This window comes from Burkholderia sp. HI2500 (genome assembly GCF_002223055.1).
In the GTDB taxonomy this organism is placed as follows: Bacteria; Pseudomonadota; Gammaproteobacteria; order Burkholderiales; family Burkholderiaceae; genus Burkholderia.
This window is the reverse complement of record NZ_NKFL01000007.1, coordinates 509063-528908: the sequence shown is the minus strand read 5'-3', so window position 1 is coordinate 528908 and position 19846 is coordinate 509063. Positions and strand designations below refer to the sequence as shown.

General features: G+C 68.8%; 24 protein-coding genes. 5 read left to right on the top strand and 19 right to left on the bottom strand.

Going from position 1 to position 19846, the window contains the following annotated elements:
• Positions 1 to 104 precede the first annotated feature (104 nt).
• The 3 genes from CFB45_RS34650 to CFB45_RS34640 all read right to left on the bottom strand — a co-directional run bounded on the left by CFB45_RS34650 (position 105) and on the right by CFB45_RS34640 (position 1510).
• Positions 105 to 332 carry a hypothetical protein gene (locus tag CFB45_RS34650; protein ID WP_089429619.1) on the bottom strand — a complete coding sequence of 76 codons (228 nt, stop codon included), beginning with the start codon at positions 330 to 332 and terminating at the stop codon, positions 105 to 107.
• Between the two features lie 231 nt (positions 333 to 563).
• Entirely contained in the window at positions 564 to 929 is a 366-nt protein-coding gene (locus CFB45_RS34645) for a DUF1488 domain-containing protein (protein WP_089429618.1), read from the bottom strand.
• Positions 930 to 1138: 209 nt separating this feature from the next.
• On the bottom strand, positions 1139 to 1510 hold the full coding sequence (locus tag CFB45_RS34640; protein ID WP_089430115.1) for a DUF3022 domain-containing protein: 372 nt from the start codon (positions 1508 to 1510) through the stop codon (positions 1139 to 1141).
• 166 nt (positions 1511 to 1676) lie between these two features.
• Here CFB45_RS34640 and CFB45_RS34635 point away from each other — a divergent pair, with 166 nt between their 5' ends.
• Together CFB45_RS34635 and CFB45_RS34630 are read left to right on the top strand one after the other, a co-directional pair.
• Positions 1677 to 2033: a DUF3175 domain-containing protein gene (locus CFB45_RS34635; RefSeq protein ID WP_089429617.1), complete on the top strand. Its 357-nt coding sequence runs from the start codon at positions 1677 to 1679 to the stop codon at positions 2031 to 2033.
• A 37-nt stretch (positions 2034 to 2070) separates the two neighbouring features.
• On the top strand, positions 2071 to 3390 hold the full coding sequence (locus tag CFB45_RS34630; protein WP_089429616.1) for a cation:proton antiporter: 1320 nt from the start codon (positions 2071 to 2073) through the stop codon (positions 3388 to 3390).
• 161 nt (positions 3391 to 3551) lie between these two features.
• Here CFB45_RS34630 and CFB45_RS34625 read toward each other — a convergent pair whose 3' ends face one another.
• The 6 genes from CFB45_RS34625 to CFB45_RS34600 all read right to left on the bottom strand — a co-directional run bounded on the left by CFB45_RS34625 (position 3552) and on the right by CFB45_RS34600 (position 6858).
• Complete coding sequence (locus CFB45_RS34625; protein WP_089429615.1) at positions 3552 to 3938, bottom strand: DUF3022 domain-containing protein; 387 nt, start codon at positions 3936 to 3938, stop codon at positions 3552 to 3554.
• Positions 3935 to 4096, bottom strand: a complete 162-nt coding sequence (locus tag CFB45_RS34620; RefSeq protein ID WP_089429614.1) for a DUF1328 domain-containing protein — start codon at positions 4094 to 4096, stop codon at positions 3935 to 3937. Before CFB45_RS34620 ends, CFB45_RS34625 begins: the two co-directional genes overlap by 4 nt.
• A gap of 46 nt (positions 4097 to 4142) precedes the next feature.
• Positions 4143 to 4331, bottom strand: coding sequence for a DUF3008 family protein (locus tag CFB45_RS34615; protein ID WP_089430114.1), 189 nt, complete (start codon positions 4329 to 4331; stop codon positions 4143 to 4145).
• Positions 4332 to 4408: 77 nt separating this feature from the next.
• Positions 4409 to 5869 carry an RNA polymerase factor sigma-54 gene (locus CFB45_RS34610; protein WP_089429613.1) on the bottom strand — a complete coding sequence of 487 codons (1461 nt, stop codon included), beginning with the start codon at positions 5867 to 5869 and terminating at the stop codon, positions 4409 to 4411.
• Positions 5870 to 6082: 213 nt separating this feature from the next.
• Entirely contained in the window at positions 6083 to 6391 is a 309-nt protein-coding gene (locus CFB45_RS34605) for a hypothetical protein (RefSeq protein ID WP_089429612.1), read from the bottom strand.
• A gap of 161 nt (positions 6392 to 6552) precedes the next feature.
• Positions 6553 to 6858: a hypothetical protein gene (locus CFB45_RS34600; protein WP_089429611.1), complete on the bottom strand. Its 306-nt coding sequence runs from the start codon at positions 6856 to 6858 to the stop codon at positions 6553 to 6555.
• A 470-nt stretch (positions 6859 to 7328) separates the two neighbouring features.
• On the opposite strand from CFB45_RS34600, the gene CFB45_RS34590 reads away from it, so the two are divergent.
• Positions 7329 to 7760: a CBS domain-containing protein gene (locus CFB45_RS34590; RefSeq protein ID WP_089429609.1), complete on the top strand. Its 432-nt coding sequence runs from the start codon at positions 7329 to 7331 to the stop codon at positions 7758 to 7760.
• 109 nt (positions 7761 to 7869) lie between these two features.
• On the opposite strand, the gene CFB45_RS34585 is transcribed toward CFB45_RS34590, so the two are convergent.
• The 4 genes from CFB45_RS34585 to CFB45_RS34570 form a co-directional block, all read right to left on the bottom strand.
• The gene (locus tag CFB45_RS34585) at positions 7870 to 10176 is read right to left on the bottom strand and encodes a hybrid sensor histidine kinase/response regulator (RefSeq protein WP_089429608.1); all 2307 of its coding nucleotides are present in this window, start codon (positions 10174 to 10176) and stop codon (positions 7870 to 7872) included.
• 37 nt (positions 10177 to 10213) lie between these two features.
• The gene (locus CFB45_RS34580; RefSeq protein ID WP_089429607.1) at positions 10214 to 11581 is read right to left on the bottom strand and encodes a sigma-54-dependent transcriptional regulator; all 1368 of its coding nucleotides are present in this window, start codon (positions 11579 to 11581) and stop codon (positions 10214 to 10216) included.
• A gap of 460 nt (positions 11582 to 12041) precedes the next feature.
• Complete coding sequence (locus tag CFB45_RS34575; RefSeq protein WP_089429606.1) at positions 12042 to 12506, bottom strand: DUF1269 domain-containing protein; 465 nt, start codon at positions 12504 to 12506, stop codon at positions 12042 to 12044.
• A 45-nt stretch (positions 12507 to 12551) separates the two neighbouring features.
• On the bottom strand, positions 12552 to 13190 hold the full coding sequence (locus CFB45_RS34570) for a MarC family protein (protein WP_089429605.1): 639 nt from the start codon (positions 13188 to 13190) through the stop codon (positions 12552 to 12554).
• Positions 13191 to 13324: 134 nt separating this feature from the next.
• Here CFB45_RS34570 and CFB45_RS34565 point away from each other — a divergent pair, with 134 nt between their 5' ends.
• Positions 13325 to 13543: a DUF6566 family protein gene (locus CFB45_RS34565; RefSeq protein ID WP_011349700.1), complete on the top strand. Its 219-nt coding sequence runs from the start codon at positions 13325 to 13327 to the stop codon at positions 13541 to 13543.
• Positions 13544 to 13581: 38 nt separating this feature from the next.
• Here the strand turns inward: CFB45_RS34565 and CFB45_RS34560 are convergent, their stop codons facing one another.
• Positions 13582 to 13959: a DUF5594 family protein gene (locus CFB45_RS34560; protein WP_089429604.1), complete on the bottom strand. Its 378-nt coding sequence runs from the start codon at positions 13957 to 13959 to the stop codon at positions 13582 to 13584.
• A 37-nt stretch (positions 13960 to 13996) separates the two neighbouring features.
• Positions 13997 to 15529, bottom strand: a complete 1533-nt coding sequence (locus CFB45_RS34555) for an FAD-dependent oxidoreductase (protein WP_089429603.1) — start codon at positions 15527 to 15529, stop codon at positions 13997 to 13999.
• A gap of 235 nt (positions 15530 to 15764) precedes the next feature.
• On the opposite strand from CFB45_RS34555, the gene CFB45_RS34550 reads away from it, so the two are divergent.
• On the top strand, positions 15765 to 16925 hold the full coding sequence (locus CFB45_RS34550) for an NAD-dependent formate dehydrogenase (RefSeq protein WP_089429602.1): 1161 nt from the start codon (positions 15765 to 15767) through the stop codon (positions 16923 to 16925).
• Positions 16926 to 16968: 43 nt separating this feature from the next.
• Here the strand turns inward: CFB45_RS34550 and CFB45_RS34545 are convergent, their stop codons facing one another.
• From CFB45_RS34545 to CFB45_RS34530, 4 genes are all read right to left on the bottom strand, one after another.
• Complete coding sequence (locus CFB45_RS34545; protein WP_089429601.1) at positions 16969 to 18393, bottom strand: aminotransferase-like domain-containing protein; 1425 nt, start codon at positions 18391 to 18393, stop codon at positions 16969 to 16971.
• 393 nt (positions 18394 to 18786) lie between these two features.
• Positions 18787 to 19041, bottom strand: coding sequence for a hypothetical protein (locus tag CFB45_RS34540; protein WP_089429600.1), 255 nt, complete (start codon positions 19039 to 19041; stop codon positions 18787 to 18789).
• A 34-nt stretch (positions 19042 to 19075) separates the two neighbouring features.
• Entirely contained in the window at positions 19076 to 19531 is a 456-nt protein-coding gene (locus CFB45_RS34535) for a DUF1269 domain-containing protein (RefSeq protein ID WP_089429599.1), read from the bottom strand.
• Between the two features lie 67 nt (positions 19532 to 19598).
• The gene (locus tag CFB45_RS34530; RefSeq protein WP_089429598.1) at positions 19599 to 19796 is read right to left on the bottom strand and encodes a hypothetical protein; all 198 of its coding nucleotides are present in this window, start codon (positions 19794 to 19796) and stop codon (positions 19599 to 19601) included.
• Positions 19797 to 19846: the final 50 nt, after the last annotated feature.

The window sequence follows — 19846 nt, the reverse complement described above, 5'->3', positions numbered from 1 at the left end:
GATACCGCCCTGAACGACCGGCCGGACAATAAAGCAAGCCTCACGACAACACGCCCGCCGGCAACCCGCAGCTAGCCGCTCACAGGAAACTCCGCATCCGCCCGTCACGCGTCGGTGACGTCGGGCTCTCGCGCGTCGTTGCGCTGCACGCACTGCACGACCGACAGGCCGTCGGCCGTCAACGCAGGCCGGCGCTCGCCGGACGCGTCGTCGTGCTGCATCACGATCAGGTGCTGTTCAACCAGCGCAAGGACATCCTCGCGGTCGATCTGGATCTGCTCCGGTGCGCGATGCACCAGGAGCAGCGTGGCGAATTCATGGGCGGTCAGCATGCTCGTTCCCCGTTGGCGGCTGCGCGAGATGCGCGCCGGCGAGCAGCATTGCATGCAGGGACCATGCCGGGTTGCGTGGCGCCCTCGTTATCCGTGCCGCTTGCGCGCGGCACGATGTGGCACCACACGGCGGCCCCTGCGCGGTGCAAAGTTTTCAACGGCGTGTAATGCGGGAGACAAATCGGCGGGAGGCAAACCGGTGTACGACACGCGGGGGGAACCACAGCCGGGTCAGGATCGCCGCGACCGGAACAGGCCCGCTCGCGCACGACCGGCCGGCGCACGGAAATAGCCGCTGTGCAGCACCACGCCGCCGTTACCGTTACCGTTACCGTCACCGTTGCCGCCGCCGCTGCTGTCGCCCAGCACGTCGGCGCAGGCGGCTGCGATGCGCGCGCGGCCCTGTTCGAACGCATCGCGCAAGTCGGCCTCCAGCGCGGAGCGTGCGCCGAAATGATCTTCCAGCGCTTCGACCGTGATGGCGCAGGTTTGCAGCTCGCCATCGACATCGACGACGAAACGCAACTGCAGCGCCGCCCCGTCGAACACGGGCGGCTCGTCGACCAGCGTCACGCGGCGGGCGGAATCGGCGGCCATCGTCTCAGGCGCCCCGCGCCGAAAAGCGATCGATCGGTGTGTCCCCGACCGCGAGCATGGCTACCTTGCAATGCCTCAACTTTCCGCTCATGAGCCCCTCCGTCCGCGTGGCGGCACGTGTCGTGCCATGCCGGTCGCGCAGCAAGCGGCGTGCCTGCCAGCCCGTCCGCGCGCGCCAATCTCGAGTATCGGAAAGCGCATCCGTGCGGCTACTGCAGCCGGCGCGCGGCGTCGAGCATCGCATCGGTCAGCTCGACCGTCAGTGTCACGTGTTCGTCGGGCAGGCGCTCGAGCAGGTCCTCCACCGTGGCGTGCAGGATCGCGTGCACGCGCATCCGCGTGCTTTCGTCGAGATCCGCATAGCGCTCCATCGTGTCGCAGTCGAGCACGAGCACGACCGAATGCCGCGCGGTCTCGGGCGGCGGGTCGGCCGCCTCCGCCCACGCCGCCTGAAACATGATCCTGCCCGTCGAGACGTCGACATGGACCGTCGTATCGAGATCGTCGGCGTCGATCATGTCGCCATCGGCATCGTTGTCGATCTCGTCGTTTTCCAGCCAGATCCGGGAATGCGATTGCATGATGTCCTCCTGCGTGTTGGCGGGATGGCACGTCCAGCCCGTCTTGTGCAGCAACACCCGTGCCGCGGCCGGCACGGGTTCGTCGTCCGGATCACGCGCGCCGCGCGGCACGCGGTTTGCGCCGCCACCGTCACCACGTCCCTGTCACCCCAATGGAGCCGACTTAATGCCTTCCGCTACCGCTACCCACGCGCATGGCAAGCACCTGACGCGACGCCCGGGCCGCGCCCGCGGCACCGACCCGCACCACCGCAAGCGCTGGTCCGCCGACGTCACGCAAAAAAGCGATGCGCTCGACATCGAACCCAATATTTTCAAGTCCGACGACCCGGCCGCGATCGCCGCGTCGCTGAAGCATTCGGCCGAACACAGCCGCCGCCGCCACGGGTCGCCATTCCAGTCGGCGATGTCGATGCTGAACTTCTACGTGAACCGCGCGGGCCGCAACCTGCCGAAAACGCGCCGCGCCACGCTCGAACGCGCGAAGCGGAAGCTGCGCGAGGCGTTCGGCCGCAAGCCCTGACGGCGCGCGACCACCTGATCGGCCTGCCACGGCACACATGCACGAGACGCTCTGGTACCTGATCGTCGGCGCGGTGCTGATGGGCATGGGCGTCGCGACGTCCGCGCTGCGCCACCTGCCCGTCAGCACCGCGATGATCTATCTCGTGCTCGGCGTCGTGCTCGGCCCGGCCGGCGCCGGCCTGCTGGATCTCGATCTCGAACGCGACGCACGGCTGCTGCGTGAAATCGTCGAGATCGCGCTGCTCGTCTCGCTGTTCGCGATCGGGCTGCGGCTGCGCGTGCCGCTCACCGACCGGCTGTGGCACGTGCCGTGCCGCCTCGGCCTGCTCGCGATGGGCCTCACCGTGCCGCTGCTGGCCGCGTGCGCGATGCTCGCCCTCGGGCTCGACTGGGGCCCCGCGCTGCTGCTCGCGGCGATCCTCGCGCCGACCGACCCGGTGCTCGCACACGACGTGCAGGTGCACGACCCGGGCGATCGCGATCTCGTGCGCTTCGCGCTGTCGGGCGAAGGCGGCCTGAACGACGGGATCGCACTGCCGTTCGCGCTGGCCGGGCTCGCGCTGTGCGGCGCACCCGGCACGACGCACGGGCTGCCGCCGCTGTCGGGCGCGTTCGCGCTCACCGCGCTGTGGGGCATCGCCGGTGGGGCCGCGATCGGCGGCGGCCTCGGCTGGATCACGACGAAGACGATCGGCTGGCTGCGCACGCGCCACGCGCAGGCGCTCGGCCTCGAAGGCTTCTTCGCGCTCGCGCTGATCGTGCTGTCGTTCGGCGCCGCGCAGTACGCGCATGCATTCGGGTTCATCGCGACGTTCGCGGCCGGGGTCGCGATGCGCCGGGTCGAGCACCGCGCGAGCGGCGATCGCGCGCCGCGCGACGTGATCGGCCAGATCGATTCGTCCGACGTCGTCGCCACCGAGAAGCATCCGGACAAAGCGCACGCGTTCATGGCCGAATCGGTGCTCGGCTTCACGATCGAACTCGAACGGATCGCCGAAGCCCTCGTGATGACGATGATCGGCAGCGTGCTCATGACGCTGCCCGGCCCGCTGCTGACGTGGGGCGCGGCCTCGCTGGCCGTCGTGCTGTTCGTCGCCGTGCGCCCGCTGGCGGTGCTGGTCACGCTCACCGGTTCGCGCGCGACGCATGCGCAGCGGCGGCTGATGGCGTGGTTCGGCATCCGCGGCATCGGCTCGTTCTACTACCTGCTGTTCGCGCTCGAACATGGGCCCTCCGCCGCGGTGCGCCCGCTCGCGGCCCCCGTGCTGGCCGTCGTGTCGGCATCGGTGATCGCGCACGGGATCACCGCGACGCCGCTGATGAACTGGTATCACCGGCTGCAGCATCGGCGCTGACGCGTGCACGACGATGCGCGCTGCCACGCAATCAGGCCGCCACGCGGGTGGTGGCGCCGCAGGGGTGTGAGGGAAGCATCGACATCGACATGCGCTCGCCGCGTTCGGGATGCAGCAGCCACGCGGATCGCCGCGCCGCCGCCCTGCGAGCGGCAGCGGCGTCAGGGCGCGCGCAGCGCCGCGTCGAGGTCGGCGCGCGTCACGTCGAGCGCGACGTTGCATTCGATCACCGCCTCCTCGACGCGCGGCTTGCGCTCGTCCACCGCGCGCCGCGCGCGGTCGCACAGAACCGTGCGCACGCGCAGCCGGTCGGCCGCGCCGAGCGACGCATAGCGCGTGATCACGTCCGGCTCGAACCGCAGGTCGACCGTGCAACGCCATTCGCGCGCGTCCTCGTCGGACGGCACACGCACCCACGAGACCTGGATCGTCAGCCGCCCGGACGCGTCGTCCGTGTGCACGACGACGGTCGATTCCGACGGAAAGCCGATCGCGAGCGCATGCTCGAGTTCCGCGATGCGCTGCGACCGGATGGGTGCGCCGCTCATCGTCGCATGACGCCCAGCAGCAGCGTGACGAAGAAGATCACGACGAAGATGTAGAACAGGATCTTCGCGATCTCGGCCGCGCCGGCCGCGATCCCGCCGAAGCCGAACACGGCCGCGACGATCGCGATGATGAAGAAGATGACCGCGTATCGCAGCATGGATACCTCCTGGATGGCAGCAGTGGTCAATACACGTCGTCGCCGGTCACGCATCGTGCTTGTGCTCCGGTTTGCCGCATCGCGGCGTGGACGCCATTTTTTCACGTTCCTTTTCGCTCATCGACCTGGCCATCGGCTTCGCCGACGGCATGAGGTCCCGCATTTTCGTGTTGCCGCGCCCGGCCGACAGCACGGCGCCCGCCGCGCTCTGCCGGGCTTGAGACTTTGCCGGCATGGTTGCGCGCCTGTCGTGGGCGCATGCGTCGACGCGACGGTCGGCACGTGCACGCGACAGGCTCGCCCGGGCCGCCGTCATGCGGCGTCGCGGCGGCGCAGGTCAGCCGGCGGAATCTTCATCGCCTGGCGATACTTCGTCACCGTGCGACGCGCGAGCAGGATGCCGCGGCCCGCGAGGTTCTGCGCGAGCGTGACGTCGGACAGCGGATCGGTGTGCCGCTCGGCCGCGATCATGTCGCGGATCAGCACCTTCGCGGCCGCCGCCGAGCACACGCCCTTGCCGGCCGCCTCGAGCTTGCGCGGGAAGAAATGCTTGAACTCGAACGTGCCGTGCGGCGTGGCCATGTACTTGTTGCCCGTCGCGCGCGACACGGTCGATTCGTGCAGGTCGAGTTCCTCGGCGATGTCGCGCAACACGAGCGGCTTCATCGCGATCTCGCCGTAGCGGAAGAAATCGCGCTGCCGCGCGACGATGCATTCGCCGACGCGCTGGATCGTCTCGAAGCGCTTCTGCACGTTGCGGATCAGCCAGCGCGCTTCCTGCAGCTGCTGGCCGAGCGGCGAATCGCATTCGCCGCTCGACTGCGCGAACAGCGTCGCATAGCGTTCATGCAGCCGCGCGCGCGGCAGCACGGCCGGGTTGATCGTCACGATCCACTCGTCGCGCACCTGGCGCACGATCACGTCGGGCACCACGTAGTCGCCGCGCGTGCTGCCGTAATGATTGCCGGGGCGCGGATCGAGCCCGCGCACCAGCGCGCAGGCCGCCTGCAGCGTCGGCGCGTCGCAGCCGAGCCGCCGCTGGATCTCGGCCGTCTCGCGGCGGGCCAGACGCTCGAGATGCTCGCGCGCGATTGCCTTCGCTTCCGCGAGCGCCGGCGTGCCGGCCGGAATCGCGTCGAGTTGCAGCACGAGACACTCGGACAGCGAGCGCGCGGCCAGGCCCGGGCGGTCGAGCATCTGCACGAGCCGCAGTGCGATCGCGAGATCCTGCTCGGAGAGCAGCAGCGCGGGGTCGGCCGCGACCAGCAGTTCGGCCAGTTCCTGGCGCAGGTAGCCGTCGTCGTCGAGCGCGTCGATCACGAGGCGCGCGGCTTCACGGTCACGCCGGTTCAACGGATAGAGCCGCAACGCATCGTGCAGCTGCTGATTCAGCGACGGTTCCGCGGCCAGCCACTCGCCGGGCGACTGGCCGCCCGCATCGTCGCCCTGGCGGCTCGTGCCGCGCGGCGCGGGCGCGGCCGTCAACGACACTTCGGACACCTCGGGCACTTCGGGGGCTTCGCCATCCTGCGGGCGAGCGTCGTCGGGCTGGGGTGCCGCATCGGGCGCGGCGGCCTCGGCCAGCTGGCCGGGGGCGTCGGCGGCAGCCTCCTCGTCTCCCTGGCCATCCTCGAGGAACGGATTCTGATCGAGCGCCTGCCGCAATTCCTGTTGAAATTCGAGCGAGGACAACTGCAGCAACCGCAGCGACTGCTGAAGCCTCGGCGTAAGTGCCAGATGCTGTCGCATCTGCAGCGCAAGCGAGACGGACATCGATGGTCCTCCTGACGTTTCACGGTTTCGTTTCGTATTCGGTCAGGATTGATGCAGCTTCCATGCCAAGCGGCCCGAACGCTCCGCGTCGCGGGTCGCGCGGGTTCGTACCCCGTCTTGCAGCGCGTCGAGGGCCGCTTTTTTACAAGCTGTCGGCAAGTTTTGGGCACGCGTTTCGCGCACCGTCCCGCGTCGCGCCGGCTGTGGGATGTATCAGTACTGCGTCGGCGGCGGCGTGCCCGGCAGCGTCGGGTCGCCCGGCGTGCCGTTCGGGCCCGGTGGCGGCACGTCGACCGGGTCGCCACCGGTCGCACCCGGCGGCAACGTGTTGCCCGGCGACGGCCGTGTCTCGTAACGCGTATTGGCGTCGGGCATCGTCGTGCCCGGCGACGGCGGGTGGGCGCCCGGCGGCGCGGGCGGCGCGCCTCGCGCGCCGTAGGGGCCAGGTTGCGTGCATGCAGCCAGCGCGCACGCGGCGGCCAGCAGGCATGCGCCCGTGCGGATCGTGCGGATCGGTTTCATCGAACACCTCCTGACATCCGCGGCAGCCGCGGAATCGGTTGGGCAGGTCCCCGCCAATTCGCAATCCACGTGCCGTCCGTTCACGCGTCAAGCACATCGTCCCGCGGTGTGCCGCGCGTTTGGGACCACCGTCGGTCGCTGCGATGCCTGCCTGCGCGCCGCTATGCGTCGTACGCGGCCATCACGAGCCACAGCTCGCGGCCGTCGTCGCGCACGCGTGCCGCGAGCGCATACGTGTCGGCGGGCTCGCACGCACGCTGCAGCGCGAATCGCGCCGGCTCGGTCGAGCCGAACGTCTCTTCCCCGAGCGGCCGTACGTCCGCCTTGCCCTCGAACATCCGGCGCTCGGGCCGGTAGATCAGCGGTTCGCTCTTCCATTCCTGGAAGTGGCTCTTCACCGAATCGAACCCGCCACCGCAAACGTTGAGCTCGTAGCGCACACCCTCTCGCCGTTTTGGAATCGTCATCGTGCCTCCGTGTGGTGTGTGCGCAGCCGGCACGGGTCGCGCCGCACGTGGTCGTCGTCATCTTCGTCGTGTTCCCCGTCGATACGGCAAGTCGCGTGCCGCGTGCCGAGCGCGGGCATGGTCGTTGCGGAAACGTTCGCGTCTTCGTCGTCCGCGGGCGCGTTGCCATGAAGGATGCGACCCGGCCCGGCCATGACGCGCCGATGCACGAACGACGCACCGATCCGTCGCCGCCGCGAAAGCACCGGGACCACAGGCGCACGCGCCATTCGTCATTCGGAATGCCCTATCGACCCGCCGCTCGAGGACATGTTCCGCGCGTCGGGCGGCATTACGCGATACGCATGACGAAAGGCCCCGGCAGCACCCGCGCAAACGCAACGGCGAACGACGGGCCGAGCGTGCCGGACGGCATGCGGTTTGCCGAATCCGCAGAGGAATCACCCCATCCAACCCGCCAGGAGGTCGTCATGCATCGCGTCAACGAAATCATGTCGCAGGACGTCGTGCGCATCGCGCCGACCGATTCGATCCGCCATGCCGCGCAGTTGATGGAGCGCTACGACATCGGCGCGCTCCCCGTATGCGACAACAACCGGCTGGTGGGGATGGTGACGGACCGCGACCTCGCGGTGCGCGCGATCTCGGTCGGCAAGCCGCCGGAGACGCGGATCCAGGAAGTCGCGTCGGGTCCGATCGAATGGTGTTTCGAGGACGATTCGCTGGACGAGATCCAGCATTACATGGCCGATGCGCAGTTGCGGCGCCTGCCGGTCGTCGATCACGACAAGCGGCTGGTCGGGATGCTGTCGCTCGCGGACATCGCGACGCGCTCGGCCGGCCCGGCGCGCGACGACGTCGCGAACACGCTCGAAGGCGTGTCGCAGCCGAAGCGGACGTGATGGCGCATCGCATGCCGCGCGCGATGCAGCCTGCCGGCCGCCGGTCGAGGCCGGCCCCGCATCACCGAAACGGGCCGTCGCAACAGGGCAATGACGGACGGCCGCCGCGTCAGCCGTCCTGCTTCGTCACGCGCACGATCTTGTCCGCCAGTTCGCGCACGTCGACCGGCTTGCACAGATAGCCGTCGAACCCGGCCTCGAGCGCGCGGCGTTCGTCGGCCACGCCCGCATGCGCGGTCACGGCGAGCACCCGCATGGCGGGCGGCCCGCCGCCGCCGTTCATGACGGCGCGCCGCAACGCGTCGAGCAGCCAGAAGCCGTCGCCGTCGGGCATCGCGAGATCGGACAGCACGACGGTCGGCCGCAGGTCGGCGGCCACCGCGAGCGCTTCGCGCCCCGTCGACGCGATCGCGACGGCCGCGCCGAACGTCGTCAGCGCGGCGGTGAGGCTCTCGCGCGTCGTCGGATCGTCGTCGACGATCAGGATGCGTTGCGTATCGAGCGTCAACGGGGCGCGATGGCCGTCCACGTGCGCATTCCCCCACGCCATCGCGCCGACCGGTTGCCAGCCGGCCGGCAGCGTCACCGTAAACGTCGCGCCGCGATTGCGGCCCGCGCTCTCGACCGTCACGCCGCCGCCGTGCAGCTCGGCGATATGCCGCACGATCGACAGGCCGAGGCCAAGCCCGCGCCGCGACGACGCCGGCGAATCCTCCGCGCGGCGGAACATGTCGAACACGTACGGCAGGAACGCCGGCACGATGCCCTGCCCCGTGTCGCTCACGGTCAGCACCACCCGCGCATCGTTGCGGGCGAGCCCGACCGTCACGCTGCCGCCGGACGGCGTGAACTTGAGCGCGTTCGACACGAGGTTCGACAGCATCTGCCGCAAACGCTCGGCATCGCCCGACACCACGCAGGTCGACGCCGCACAGTCGAATTCGAGCACGATGCCGGCCGACGACGCGGCCGTCTGGAACGCGCCGACCGAATCGGAGAACAGCCGCACGACGTCCACCGGCCGCGCGTCGAGCTGCAGCTTGCCGGTCGCGAGCGACGACGCGTCGAGGATGTCGCCGACCATCCGCGTGAGCGAACGCGCGCTGCGGTCGATCGCGTCGACCGCCTGCTGCTGCAGCGCGCTGTCGCCCGAATTGCGCAGCACCTCGACCCAGCCGTAGATCACGTTCAGCGGCGTGCGCAGCTCGTGCGACACCGTCGCGAGCAGTTCGTCCTTCAGCCGGTTCGACGTATCGGCCTGATCGCGCGCATCGCGTGCGCCCTGCAGCGACCGCTGCGCGCGCAGGTCGCGGCGGCGCTGCGCGCCGGCTTCGCGCAGCGTCAGCGACAACGCGACGGAGGCACGCACGTCGCCGCGTACCGGGCCCGCCGACACGGTCGCCCGGAAGCGCCGGCCGTCGCGCCGCACGCACAGCAGGTCGATCGGCCCGACCGCCGCGTGCATGTCGTCGAACGACTGCACGAGCGGCTTGCGTTTCAGCCAGCGCATCGCCACCAGCGATTCGAACATGCGCCCATGCGCCTGGCTTTCGTCGTAGCCGAACATGCGTTGCGCGGCCGGGTTCCAGCTGACGATGCGGCCGTCGCCATCGATGCCGACGATCGCGTCGGGCGACGCGTCGACGACCGCGCGCTGCAACCGCGACGCATCGGCCCGCGAACGGTCGGCACCGGCGTCGCGCAGCAGCAGCACGGCGCCGTCGACGTTGCCGTCCGCATCGCCGAGCGGCGTGGCCACCTCGACGATCGGCACCGGCTCGCTCCCTTCCGCCTGCAGCCAGTGGCGATCCGATGTGACACCCTCGCCGCCGAGCGCGAGATCGAGCGGTGTCGATTGAACGCGCCGGCCGTCGCGATCGGCGATCCGCAGCACGTCGCGCGCGGCGCGGCCCATCGCATCGTCGGGCCGGCAGCCGACGAGCGCGGCCGCGGCGGCGTTGAGGTAAGTGAGCCGCCCATTCGTATCGGTGGCGATCACGCCATGCGGCAGCGCCTGCAGCACGGCTTCGAGCCGCCGGCGCGCGGCCGCTTCACGCCGTAGCGCCGCATCGCTCGTGAAGCGCGCGTGGCGCAGCATCGACGCGATCGCGCAGACGAGCGCGCAGATCAGCACGAAGGTGCCGAGCCGCACGAGTCGATCGGGCAGCGGCTGCGTATAGGCCGCGGGATCCGAGAGGAACAGCGTCCACACGAGCAGGCCGCTGACGACCGTCGAGGCCATCCCGAACAGGAACGACGTCGCCCACGCGGCGCCCGCGAGCAGCGGATAGTAGAGGACGAGCGGCAGGTTCACGCCGCCGAAGCGGATCGCGAGCGCCTGCAGCACGGTGGCGATCGCAACCAGCATCACGGCCGTGACGTAGTTGCCGGCGCGGGTCCGCGAAATGTCGATCATCGATCACACTCCTGCCGGCGGGTCGGTCGCGGCGGCATCAGGATTCAGGCTTGTCCACTTCGTCTTCGAGCTGCGCGAGCCGGTTGTAGATCGTCTTCAGGCTGACGTCGAGCACCTCGGCCGCCTGCGCCTTCACGCCCCCGCATTGCGCGATCGTGCCGAGGATCAGCTTGCCGTCGGCTTCCTCGAGCGACGTGCCGAACGGCACGGTCACACGATCCTCGTGCGAATCGGCCAGGTTCGACAGTTCGTCCATGATCGGCGGCGGCAGCGTATCGATCACGTCCGCGTCGCAGAAGATGCTCGCGCGCTGCACGAAGTTGCGCAGCTCGCGTACGTTGCCCGGCCACGCATAGGTCTTCAGCGCGTCGCGCGCGGCCGGTGCGAAACGCAGGTTCCGGCCGCTTTCGGCGTTGAACTGCTGCAGGAATGCATCGGCCAGCATCGGGATGTCGTCGCCGCGCTCGCGCAGCGACGGCAGCGGGATCGGGAACACGTTGATCCGGTGGAACAGGTCGGGCCGCAGCTTGCCGTCGGCCATCGCGGCCTCCGGATCGCGGTTGGTCGCCGCGACGATACGCACGTCGACGTCGATCTCGCGCGTCGAGCCGAGCCGCGTGAGGCGCCCGGTCTCGAGCACGCGCAGCAGCTTGACCTGTGACTCGAGCGGCATCTCGGTGATCTCGTCGAGAAACAGCGTGCCGCCGTCTGCGCGTTCGAAGAAGCCCTTGTGCTGGCGCTCCGCGCCCGTGAAGCTGCCGCGGTCGTGACCGAACATCTCGCTCTCGACGAGGTTCGCGGCAATCGCGCCGCAGTTCACCGCGAGGAACGGGCCGCGGCGGCGCAGGCTCAGGTCGTGCACCGTCTGCGCGGCGAGCTCCTTGCCGGTGCCCGATTCGCCCGTCAGCAGGACCGATGCCTCGGTGCGCGCCACGCGGCCGATCGCGTCGTAGACGGTCTGCATCGCGGGTGAGCTACCGAGCATGCGGCCGAAACGGCCGAGGCGCTGCAGCTCCGAACGCAGTTCGGCAATCTCTTCATGCAGTGCGGTGGTGCGCGGCACGCGCGCGAAGATGCTGTTCAGCCGCTGCATGTTGAGCGGCTTCACCAGGTAGTCGGTCGCGCCGCGCCGCAGTGCGTCGATCGCGGTTTCTAGGCTTGCGTGGCCGGTGGTCAGCACCATTTCGCAGTGCGAATGCTTCGGCAACGCATCGAACAGATCCATCCCGTTGCCGTCCGGCAGCACGAGATCGCACAGCACGAGATCAGGGGGGTGCGTCGTGACGAGCGTGCGCGCTTCCTCGAGCGTCGCGGCCGTGTCGCATGCAAGCTGCTGCGTGCGCGCGAGCGCCGCGAGCATCGTCCGCGTGTCGGCGTCATCTTCGACGATCAGGACGTAGGGCATCGTGGCTCCTTGTGAGGCGGCCCGGCGCGCTTGCCTGCCGGGACCGCGGCGGATTGTAGCGAGGTCCGGCCGTCGGTCGCACGACGATATGGCTTGATCGATGCACTCGTGCGGATGGGCTGTCCTCCCGTGAAAAGCGTCTCTGTGAGTATAGGAGAGGCATGTCGCGCTTTCGCCGGTCATCGAATAAATCTATCCGCCCACGTGACCTGCATTGCCAGATTCAATGCGCGGCAATCGGTAAGAACGCCATCGCTTCAAGGCGATCATGTAGCGTGAAGTCGCCCGGATCCCGTCTTTTGTGCACGTTGACGCGCCATGCGGTCAAACTTTCCGATCTGATTTTTCGCATGTCGGAATTCTCGGATGACGAGAGTGGCCGCTTAATAGCGTGCGTTCGATTCAGACCCTGCCGCGTGACTTGCCGACCATCGAGCGCTCTATCCGCTTCGTCGAACCGTCAGTCGGTTGAGGCCTGACTGCCACCGTCGCGCGCTTTCGAGATCGCTTCGACGAGCTTCAGTTCGTCGTCGATCGACAGCGTCGTGTCGATCACGTCTCCGCCGAACGGTGCGAGCGCCGTGCTCAGCGCGTAGATATCGAGTTGCGTCGCGGCCAGCCCGAGCGACACGGTGCCGGGGCGCGCCTTGCGCGCGACGCGGTCGATCAGTGCGTCGTCCACCGGCTTCTCGCGCCATGCGTCGAGCGACGATTCGATATGTTCGACCACGCTGTCGAGCAGCGACGCGGGCGGCGTGCGATCGGGGTCGACCGCATGCGCGCGCAACTGTCCATCGGCCGTGCACTCGACGATCGCCACTCCCGACAGCGCGACGACGTGCCGGTCGCGCAACGTATCGAGTTCGGCGAGCGCGCGATGGGCGGCCGCGAGGTCGGGATAGGACAACACGATCAACGTATTCATCAACGACTCCATGAAATCAGGCGGCCGGTTCGAGATGGGCGGCACTCAGTGCGGCAGCCCGAATGCGGCCTTCAGGCTCGCGACGATCATCTGCATCGCGATCGCCGCGAGAATCATCCCCATCAGCCGTTGCGTCACCGCCGTCACGCGCGGCGACAGGTAATGGCCGATCAGCGGTGCCGACAGCAGCGAGACGGCCAGCAACACGAGAAACGCGGCAAGCCCGAGCGCGAACGCGAATTCCTGCCCGGTCGAGAACGCGCCATGCCCGAGCACGATCATCGTCGCGATCGTGCCGGGGCCGACGAGCAACGGGATCGTCAGCGGATAGATCGCGACGCTCTCGGCCGCGGCCGGATCGGCGCCTTCGTCGTCGCCCGGCGAATGCTGCCGGCTCGGCGCGCCGTGCAGCATCGACAGCGCGATCAGCAGCACCAGCAGCCCGCCCGCGAGGCGGAAATCGTCGATGGTCAGGCCGAACACATGCAGGATCGCGCCGCCTGCCACCGCCGACACGATGCAGCCGACCGTCACGCCGATCGCGGCCGTCAGCGCAACCTTGCGGCGCACGCCGTCCGCCGCGCCTTCGGTCAGCGACAGGAACACCGGAATGTTCGCGATCGGGTTCATGATCGCGAACAGCGCCGCGAACACCTTGATGGAGAAGGTCAGGTCGAAGGCCACAGGTTCGCTCCCGTCTCGCGCGTCGACACGTGCGTCGAGTCGCGCGCAGGTTCCGCTTCGTTTCGGATGCACGGCGCACGCCATGCTGCTACGATCGACGCACCGCGTTCACGCACGACGGAGGGCCCCGACCGATGCAAGCCACCGACACCTTCATGGATCACGAGATTCGCGTCGATGCGACGCGCAACGCGAACGGCGCGTGGGTCGCGCAGGTGCGGATCTTCCGCGACGGCGCGCCGGTCGACCTGCCCGCGCCCGAGCTCGTCACACCCGAATGGCTCACGTGCGACGAAGCCCTGCGCGGCGGCATCGACCAGGGCCGCGTGATCATCAAGACACGCGACCGCTAGCGGCAACCGGCTCATCCGCATGCATCGCACGGCGCGTTTCACGCATCGAAATCCAGATCGCCGATCAGGATCTCGCGATCGCGCTGGGTGCGCGTGCTGAAATCGACCGGCAACTCCATCTGCCAGCGTTCGATCGTGACCGGCAGCGCCGCGAGATAGCGGTCGAAGCGGCTGCGGTCGGGCTCGGCCAGCAACGCATCGATCGCATCGTCACGCCACGCGAGCCGCGCGTTCAGCCGGTTCGGCAAGCCGACCGTCGACGTGAGGCCGATCACGTCGATACAGGTCGTGCCGCCCTGCCCGTCGTGCGGCACGACGTCCACCCTCACTTCGCCAGGCTGATACAGGCCGAGCACGCGCGCCGCGATACGCGGCGCAAACTCGGTTTCGAAACGGGCACGCACATCGGGATTCATCTCGCCTCCGGGTTCGAATCATGTCGTCACATCGCTGTCACGCGGCTGCAATCTGCCGCTCAAATGCCGCTTCCGCCTTCAGGCTGCCGAGATCGCGGCCCACCGTCGCGACCGCAAGCCGCGTGTTGCCGCGCCAGTACGCGATCGAGCAATCGTGCGCGCCGAGGTCGCCATCGATCTCGACACGATCGAATTGCTCTGCATGCCCGACATAGTTGACCGTCAGGTCGTAATGCTGGCTCCAGAAGAACGGCACCGCGTCGAACGGCCGCTGCTGCCCGAGCATGTTGTGCGCGGCGACGATGCCCTGCCGCTCGGCGACGACCCAGTGCTCGACGCGAATCCGCTCGCCCGTCAGCGGATCGGGCCAGCGCGCGATGTCGCCGGCCGCGTAGATGCCGGGCCCACTCGTCTGAAGGAAGCGGTCGACCGTCACGCCTCGGTCGACGGCCAGCCCCGCGTCCTGCGCGAGGGCCACGTTCGGATGCACGCCGATGCCGACCACCACGAGATCGGCCGGCAGCACGTCGCCGGTCGACAGCGTCACGCTGTCCGGCGTGATCCGCGCGGGCGTCGCACCGAGATGGAACACGACGCCGTGCGACTCGTGCAGTGCCTGGATCGTGCTGCCGAGCGCTTCGCCGAGCACGCGCGCCATCGGATGCGCATCGGGCGCGACGACCTGCACGTCGAGCCCGCGCGTGCGCAGCGCGGCGGCCGCTTCGAGCCCGATGAAGCTCGCGCCGACCACGACGCAGCGACGCGCCGTTTTCAGCTTGCCGATCAGCGCGTCGCAATCGGCGCGCGAGCGCAGCACGCACACGTGCGGCAGATCCGCGCCGGGCACGGTCAGCCGGTTCGGCTCGGCACCCGTTGCAAGCAGCAGCGCGCCGTAGCCGACGCGGCTGCCGTCGGCCAGTTCGACCGCCTGCTGCGCGGGGTCGATGCGTACGACGCGTGTGCCGCACCGCACGTCGATGTGATGGTCCGCATAGAACGACGGCGCACGCAGCGGCAGCCAGTCGGCATCGGCCGTGCCGGCGAGATAGTCTTTCGACAGGTTCGGCCGGTCGTACGGCGGATCGGCATCGGCCGTGAGCAGCGTGACGGGATGCGGATAGCCTTCCTGCCGCAGCGTCACCGCGGCCGCGATGGCAGCCGCGCCACCGCCGACGATTACCACCGACGCGGGCAGTCCGGCGGCATTCAATACAGGCGGCGCGGCGGCCGGCCGCTCGTCGAGCACGACGGCGCGGCCGTCGCGGCGTTCGACGCGCCAGCACGGCAGCCCGTCGAGCGCGGGCGCGCGCAGCAGCGCGCCGGTGCGCAGGCAGAACGCCGCGTGATGCCACGGGCAGTGGATCGTGTCGCCCTCCAGCAAGCCGTCGGCCAACGGCGCGCCGTAGTGCGGGCACTGCGCGCCCACGGCAAACAGTTCATCGGCGCGGCGCACGAGCAGCACCGCTGCATCGCCGACATGGCCCTCGATCATTGCGCCGTCGGCGAGCTCGTCGAGCGCGATGCCTTGCGTGAGATCGGGGCGTGACGACGAATCGTCGCTTGCAGTCATGACGTGGCTCCCGAAAAGTCAGGTAACGATCCCATTATCGACATCCCTCCTGAAAAGAACAGGTACAGACGTCCCCGCAGCGCACGCAAACACGCACTGTAGCTTGTACGAGATCCATGACGGGCGTAGAACGTCATCAACGTTGCGGCGCAACACGGCAGCGGCCCGCGACGCACGCCGCGCCTCCCGCGCAAGCCGCGTGCCGCCTTCTCCCCGTCACCAGGAGTACTACCCGATGGCCACCGTCCTGTGCGTGCTCTACCCCGATCCCGTGGACGGCTATCCGCCGCGCTACGTGCGCGATGCGATTCCGGTCATCACGCACTACGCGGACGGGCAGACCGCGCCGACGCCGGCCGGCCCGCCCGGCTTTCGTCCCGGCGAACTCGTCGGCTCGGTGTCCGGCGCGCTCGGCTTGCGCGCCTATCTGGAAGCGCACGGCCACACGCTGATCGTCACGAGCGACAAGGACGGCCCCGACTCCGAATTCGAGCGCCGGCTGCCCGAAGCGGACATCGTGATCTCGCAGCCGTTCTGGCCCGCGTACCTGACGGCCGAACGGATCGCCCGCGCGCCGAAGCTGAAGCTCGCGCTGACGGCCGGCATCGGCTCCGATCACGTCGATCTCGACGCCGCCGCGCGCGCGCACATCACCGTCGCCGAAGTCACCGGCTCGAACAGCATCAGCGTGGCCGAGCACGTGGTGATGACGACGCTCGCGCTGGTGCGCAACTACTTGCCGTCGCATGCGATCGCGCAGCAAGGCGGCTGGAACATCGCCGATTGCGTGTCGCGCAGCTACGACGTCGAAGGCATGCATTTCGGCACGGTCGGCGCGGGGCGCATCGGGCTCGCCGTGCTGCGCCGGCTGCAGCCGTTCGGGCTGCAGCTGCACTACACGCAACGCCACCGGCTCGATGCATCGATCGAGCAGGCACTCGGGCTCACGTATCACGCCGATGCCGCGTCGCTCGCGAGCGCCGTCGACATCGTCAACCTGCAGATTCCGCTGTACCCGTCGACCGAGCACCTGTTCGACGCGGCGATGATCGCGCGCATGAAGCGCGGCGCGTACCTGATCAACACCGCGCGCGCCAAGCTGGTCGACCGCGACGCGGTCGTCAATGCGATCACGTCCGGACATCTCGCGGGCTACGGCGGCGACGTGTGGTATCCGCAGCCGGCGCCGGCCGATCACCCGTGGCGCACGATGCCGTTCAACGGGATGACTCCGCATATCTCGGGCACGTCGCTGTCCGCGCAGGCGCGCTACGCGGCCGGCACGCTGGAGATCCTGCAGTGCTGGTTCGACGGCAAGCCGATCCGCAACGAATACCTGATCGTCGACGGCGGCACGCTCGCGGGAACGGGCGCGCAGTCGTACCGGCTGACGTGACGCCGCGCGCGTGCCGCATGACACGCGACGCGCGGCGGCTCACTCAGTCGAGGCAGTAGGCGGCGAGCTTGCCGACCGCGATCACCGCCTGCTCGATCTCCGGCGACCACGGGCTGCTGTAGTTCAGCCGGATGAAGTTCCGGTAGCTGTCCGTGATCGAGAACATGTAGCCTGGCCCGATCGTGATCCCCTGCTCCAGCGCAAGCTGGTACAGCCGCATCGCGTCGATCTGCGCAGGCAGTTCGATCCACAGCACGTACCCGCCCGCCGGGCTCGAGATGCGCGTGCCCTCCGGAAAGAATCGCGACACCATCGTGCGCATCAGGTTCGCCTGCTGCGCGTAGGCCTTGCGAATCCGCCGCAGGTGATGCTCGTAGCCGTCGCGTTCGAGAAACTCGGCAATCGCGAGCTGCGGCAGCGACGGCGTCGCGAGCGTGTTCAGGAATTTCAGCTTCTCGACCTGCTCGCGATAGCGGCCCGGCAGCGCCCAGCCGATCCGGTACGCGGCCGTCAGGCTCTTCGAAAACGACGAGCAATGCAGCACGATGTCGTGCCGGTCGAACGACTTCAGCGTGCTCGGATGCATGTTGCCGAAGTACAGTTCGTTGTACACGCCGTTCTCGATGATCGGCAGGTCGGCTTTCGCGGCGAACTCGACCAGCTCGCGCTTGCGCTCGTCCGGCATCTGGAAGCCGAGCGGGTTCTGGAAGTTCGGCATCACCATGCACGCGGCGATCGGCTGCGCCTTCGCGATCGCGGCCAGCGCCGCGATGTCGATCCCGTATTCCGGATGTGTCGCGACCTCGATCGCCTTCATTCCCATCCGCTCGATCGCGTGCAGCATCGCGTAGAACGTCGGCGATTCCACTGCAATCGTGTCGCCCGGTTTCGCGACCGCCTGCAGGCACAGGTTGATCGCCTCCGTCGCGCCGACCGTCACGATGATCTCGTTCGGATCCACCGACATCCCGTTTTCCAGGTAGCGGCGCGCGATCTGCCGGATCAGCCGCGGATGCCCCGGCGGCAAGCCGTCCGTCACGCCCCACAGCGACTTGTCGCGGCCGGCCGCATACGCGTAGCGGTTCAGCTTCTCGAACGGAAACAGGCTCGGGTCCGGGTACGGCGAACCGAGCGGCACCGCGTCGTCGGTGCCGATCGAGCGCAGCGTCGACAGCACGAGCCGGCTCACGTCGACCGACGACGAAATCGCGATCGGCTTCGACGGCCGCAGCTCGCGCACCGGCGCATGGCTGTCGTCGCGTCGCAGGTTCACGAAATAGCCCGACTGCGGCCGGCTCTCCAGCAGCCCGCGGCTTTCCAGCAACAGATACGCATGCAGCACGGTCGTGATGCTGATCCGGTGCTGCTGGCTCGCCTGCCGCACCGAAGGAACACGATCGCCGTGTCGATATACGCCCTGCCGGATGAGTCTCTCTATGTCGTTTGCAAATTTCTCGTAGAGCTTCATCCGCCTCGCCCCGCCAGCGGTGAACCGGCGTGCGATGCACGGGCGGCATGGCCGCGCCGGTGCACGAAGCCGGATAGCCGTGCCCGGGCGCGGGCGTCCCGGTGCGAACCTCGTCCGTTATCGAAATTGAAGGCGGATAGCAATGCGAATCTCATCTAGACAAGGTTCGGCATCCTACTGCGTCATTTCGACGAATGTAAGTGACAGTTTGGCGAGGAAACGTGAAATCCGGCCGGCGTGGTGAACAGATTCGAACGCGACCGCAAACGGCCCCGCGCGATCGCGTGGCAAGCATTCGCCGGGCGCGGTGCCGGCGTGCGTCGTCGCGGTTTGCCGGCGGCCGTCGGGCGGCCAGTCACGTGAAGCCGGCTGATGCGCCGGCCCCGCGTGCGCTCAAGCGTCGTCGACGTTGTCCGCGTAGTGATCGATCGCGACCTTGCACTCGTCGAACACCACCGTCAGCAACGCGATGTCGTTCGACTCGACCCACTTGCGGATCTGCAGGAATTGCCCGGTGCCGAGATCGGCGAGGCGGGCCGGATCGTCGGTCGTCACCTCGACGCTCGCGATCGCGCGGTTGCCGTGGCCGGGCAGCGGCGACAGCGTCGCCGTGATGTCGAAGCGCCGGTACGATTGTTCGATGTGCATGCGGTTCTCCCTTTACGGTTCGACGACGACACGCTCAGTCGAGCGACTGGCGAAACACCTTGCCGCCGAATCCGGTCACGACGTTGTCGACCGAGAACGGCGTGTCTTCCTTCGCTTCCAGGATGATCGCGACGCTGCCGGGCACGAGCCGCGCCGCCACCGTCTCGACGAACGTGCCGTCGAGCAGCGCGTTGCCGGCCGCTTCCGCGAGAATGCCGGCGCCCGCACCGGCCGCCATGCCGGTGACCACGCCGAGCGGCCCGGCGAGCAGGCCGAGCAAGCCGCCCGCGATCGCGCCGATCACGCCGCCCTTGAACGGACGCGATTCCGCGTGGAGGACCGCGAGCTTGCCGGTCGCGTCCTTCTCGACGACGACGCCGTTCTCGATGTGGAATCCTTCGTCCTTCTCCGACAGCGCCTCGAAATCGTTCGCGGCCTGGCGGGCCGTGTCGACGCTGCCGAACACGGCGACGATCAGTTGCTTGGTCATGCGATACCTCGCTCGGTGGGAGGGTCAGTGGCAGCGCCGCAACCGATGCGGCACGCCAAGGTTCGATTCAGATGCCGATGGCCGCCTCGCGTGCACGCGCCGCGTCGGCATAGGCGTACGCAGCTTCTCGCTGCAACCCGGTGACGGTGGGCGCGCGGGCGAGCGCCGGATCGGCATCGCGCGTGTCGCGCGCCAGCCGGTAGGCGTCCGACGCCGCGTGCTGCAGCTCGATCGCCCGCTTCGATTCAACGGAATGTGTGCTCATCCAGCTCCCTCCTTGCAGGGACAGCGAAAATGCATGCGGCCGGCCGCGCG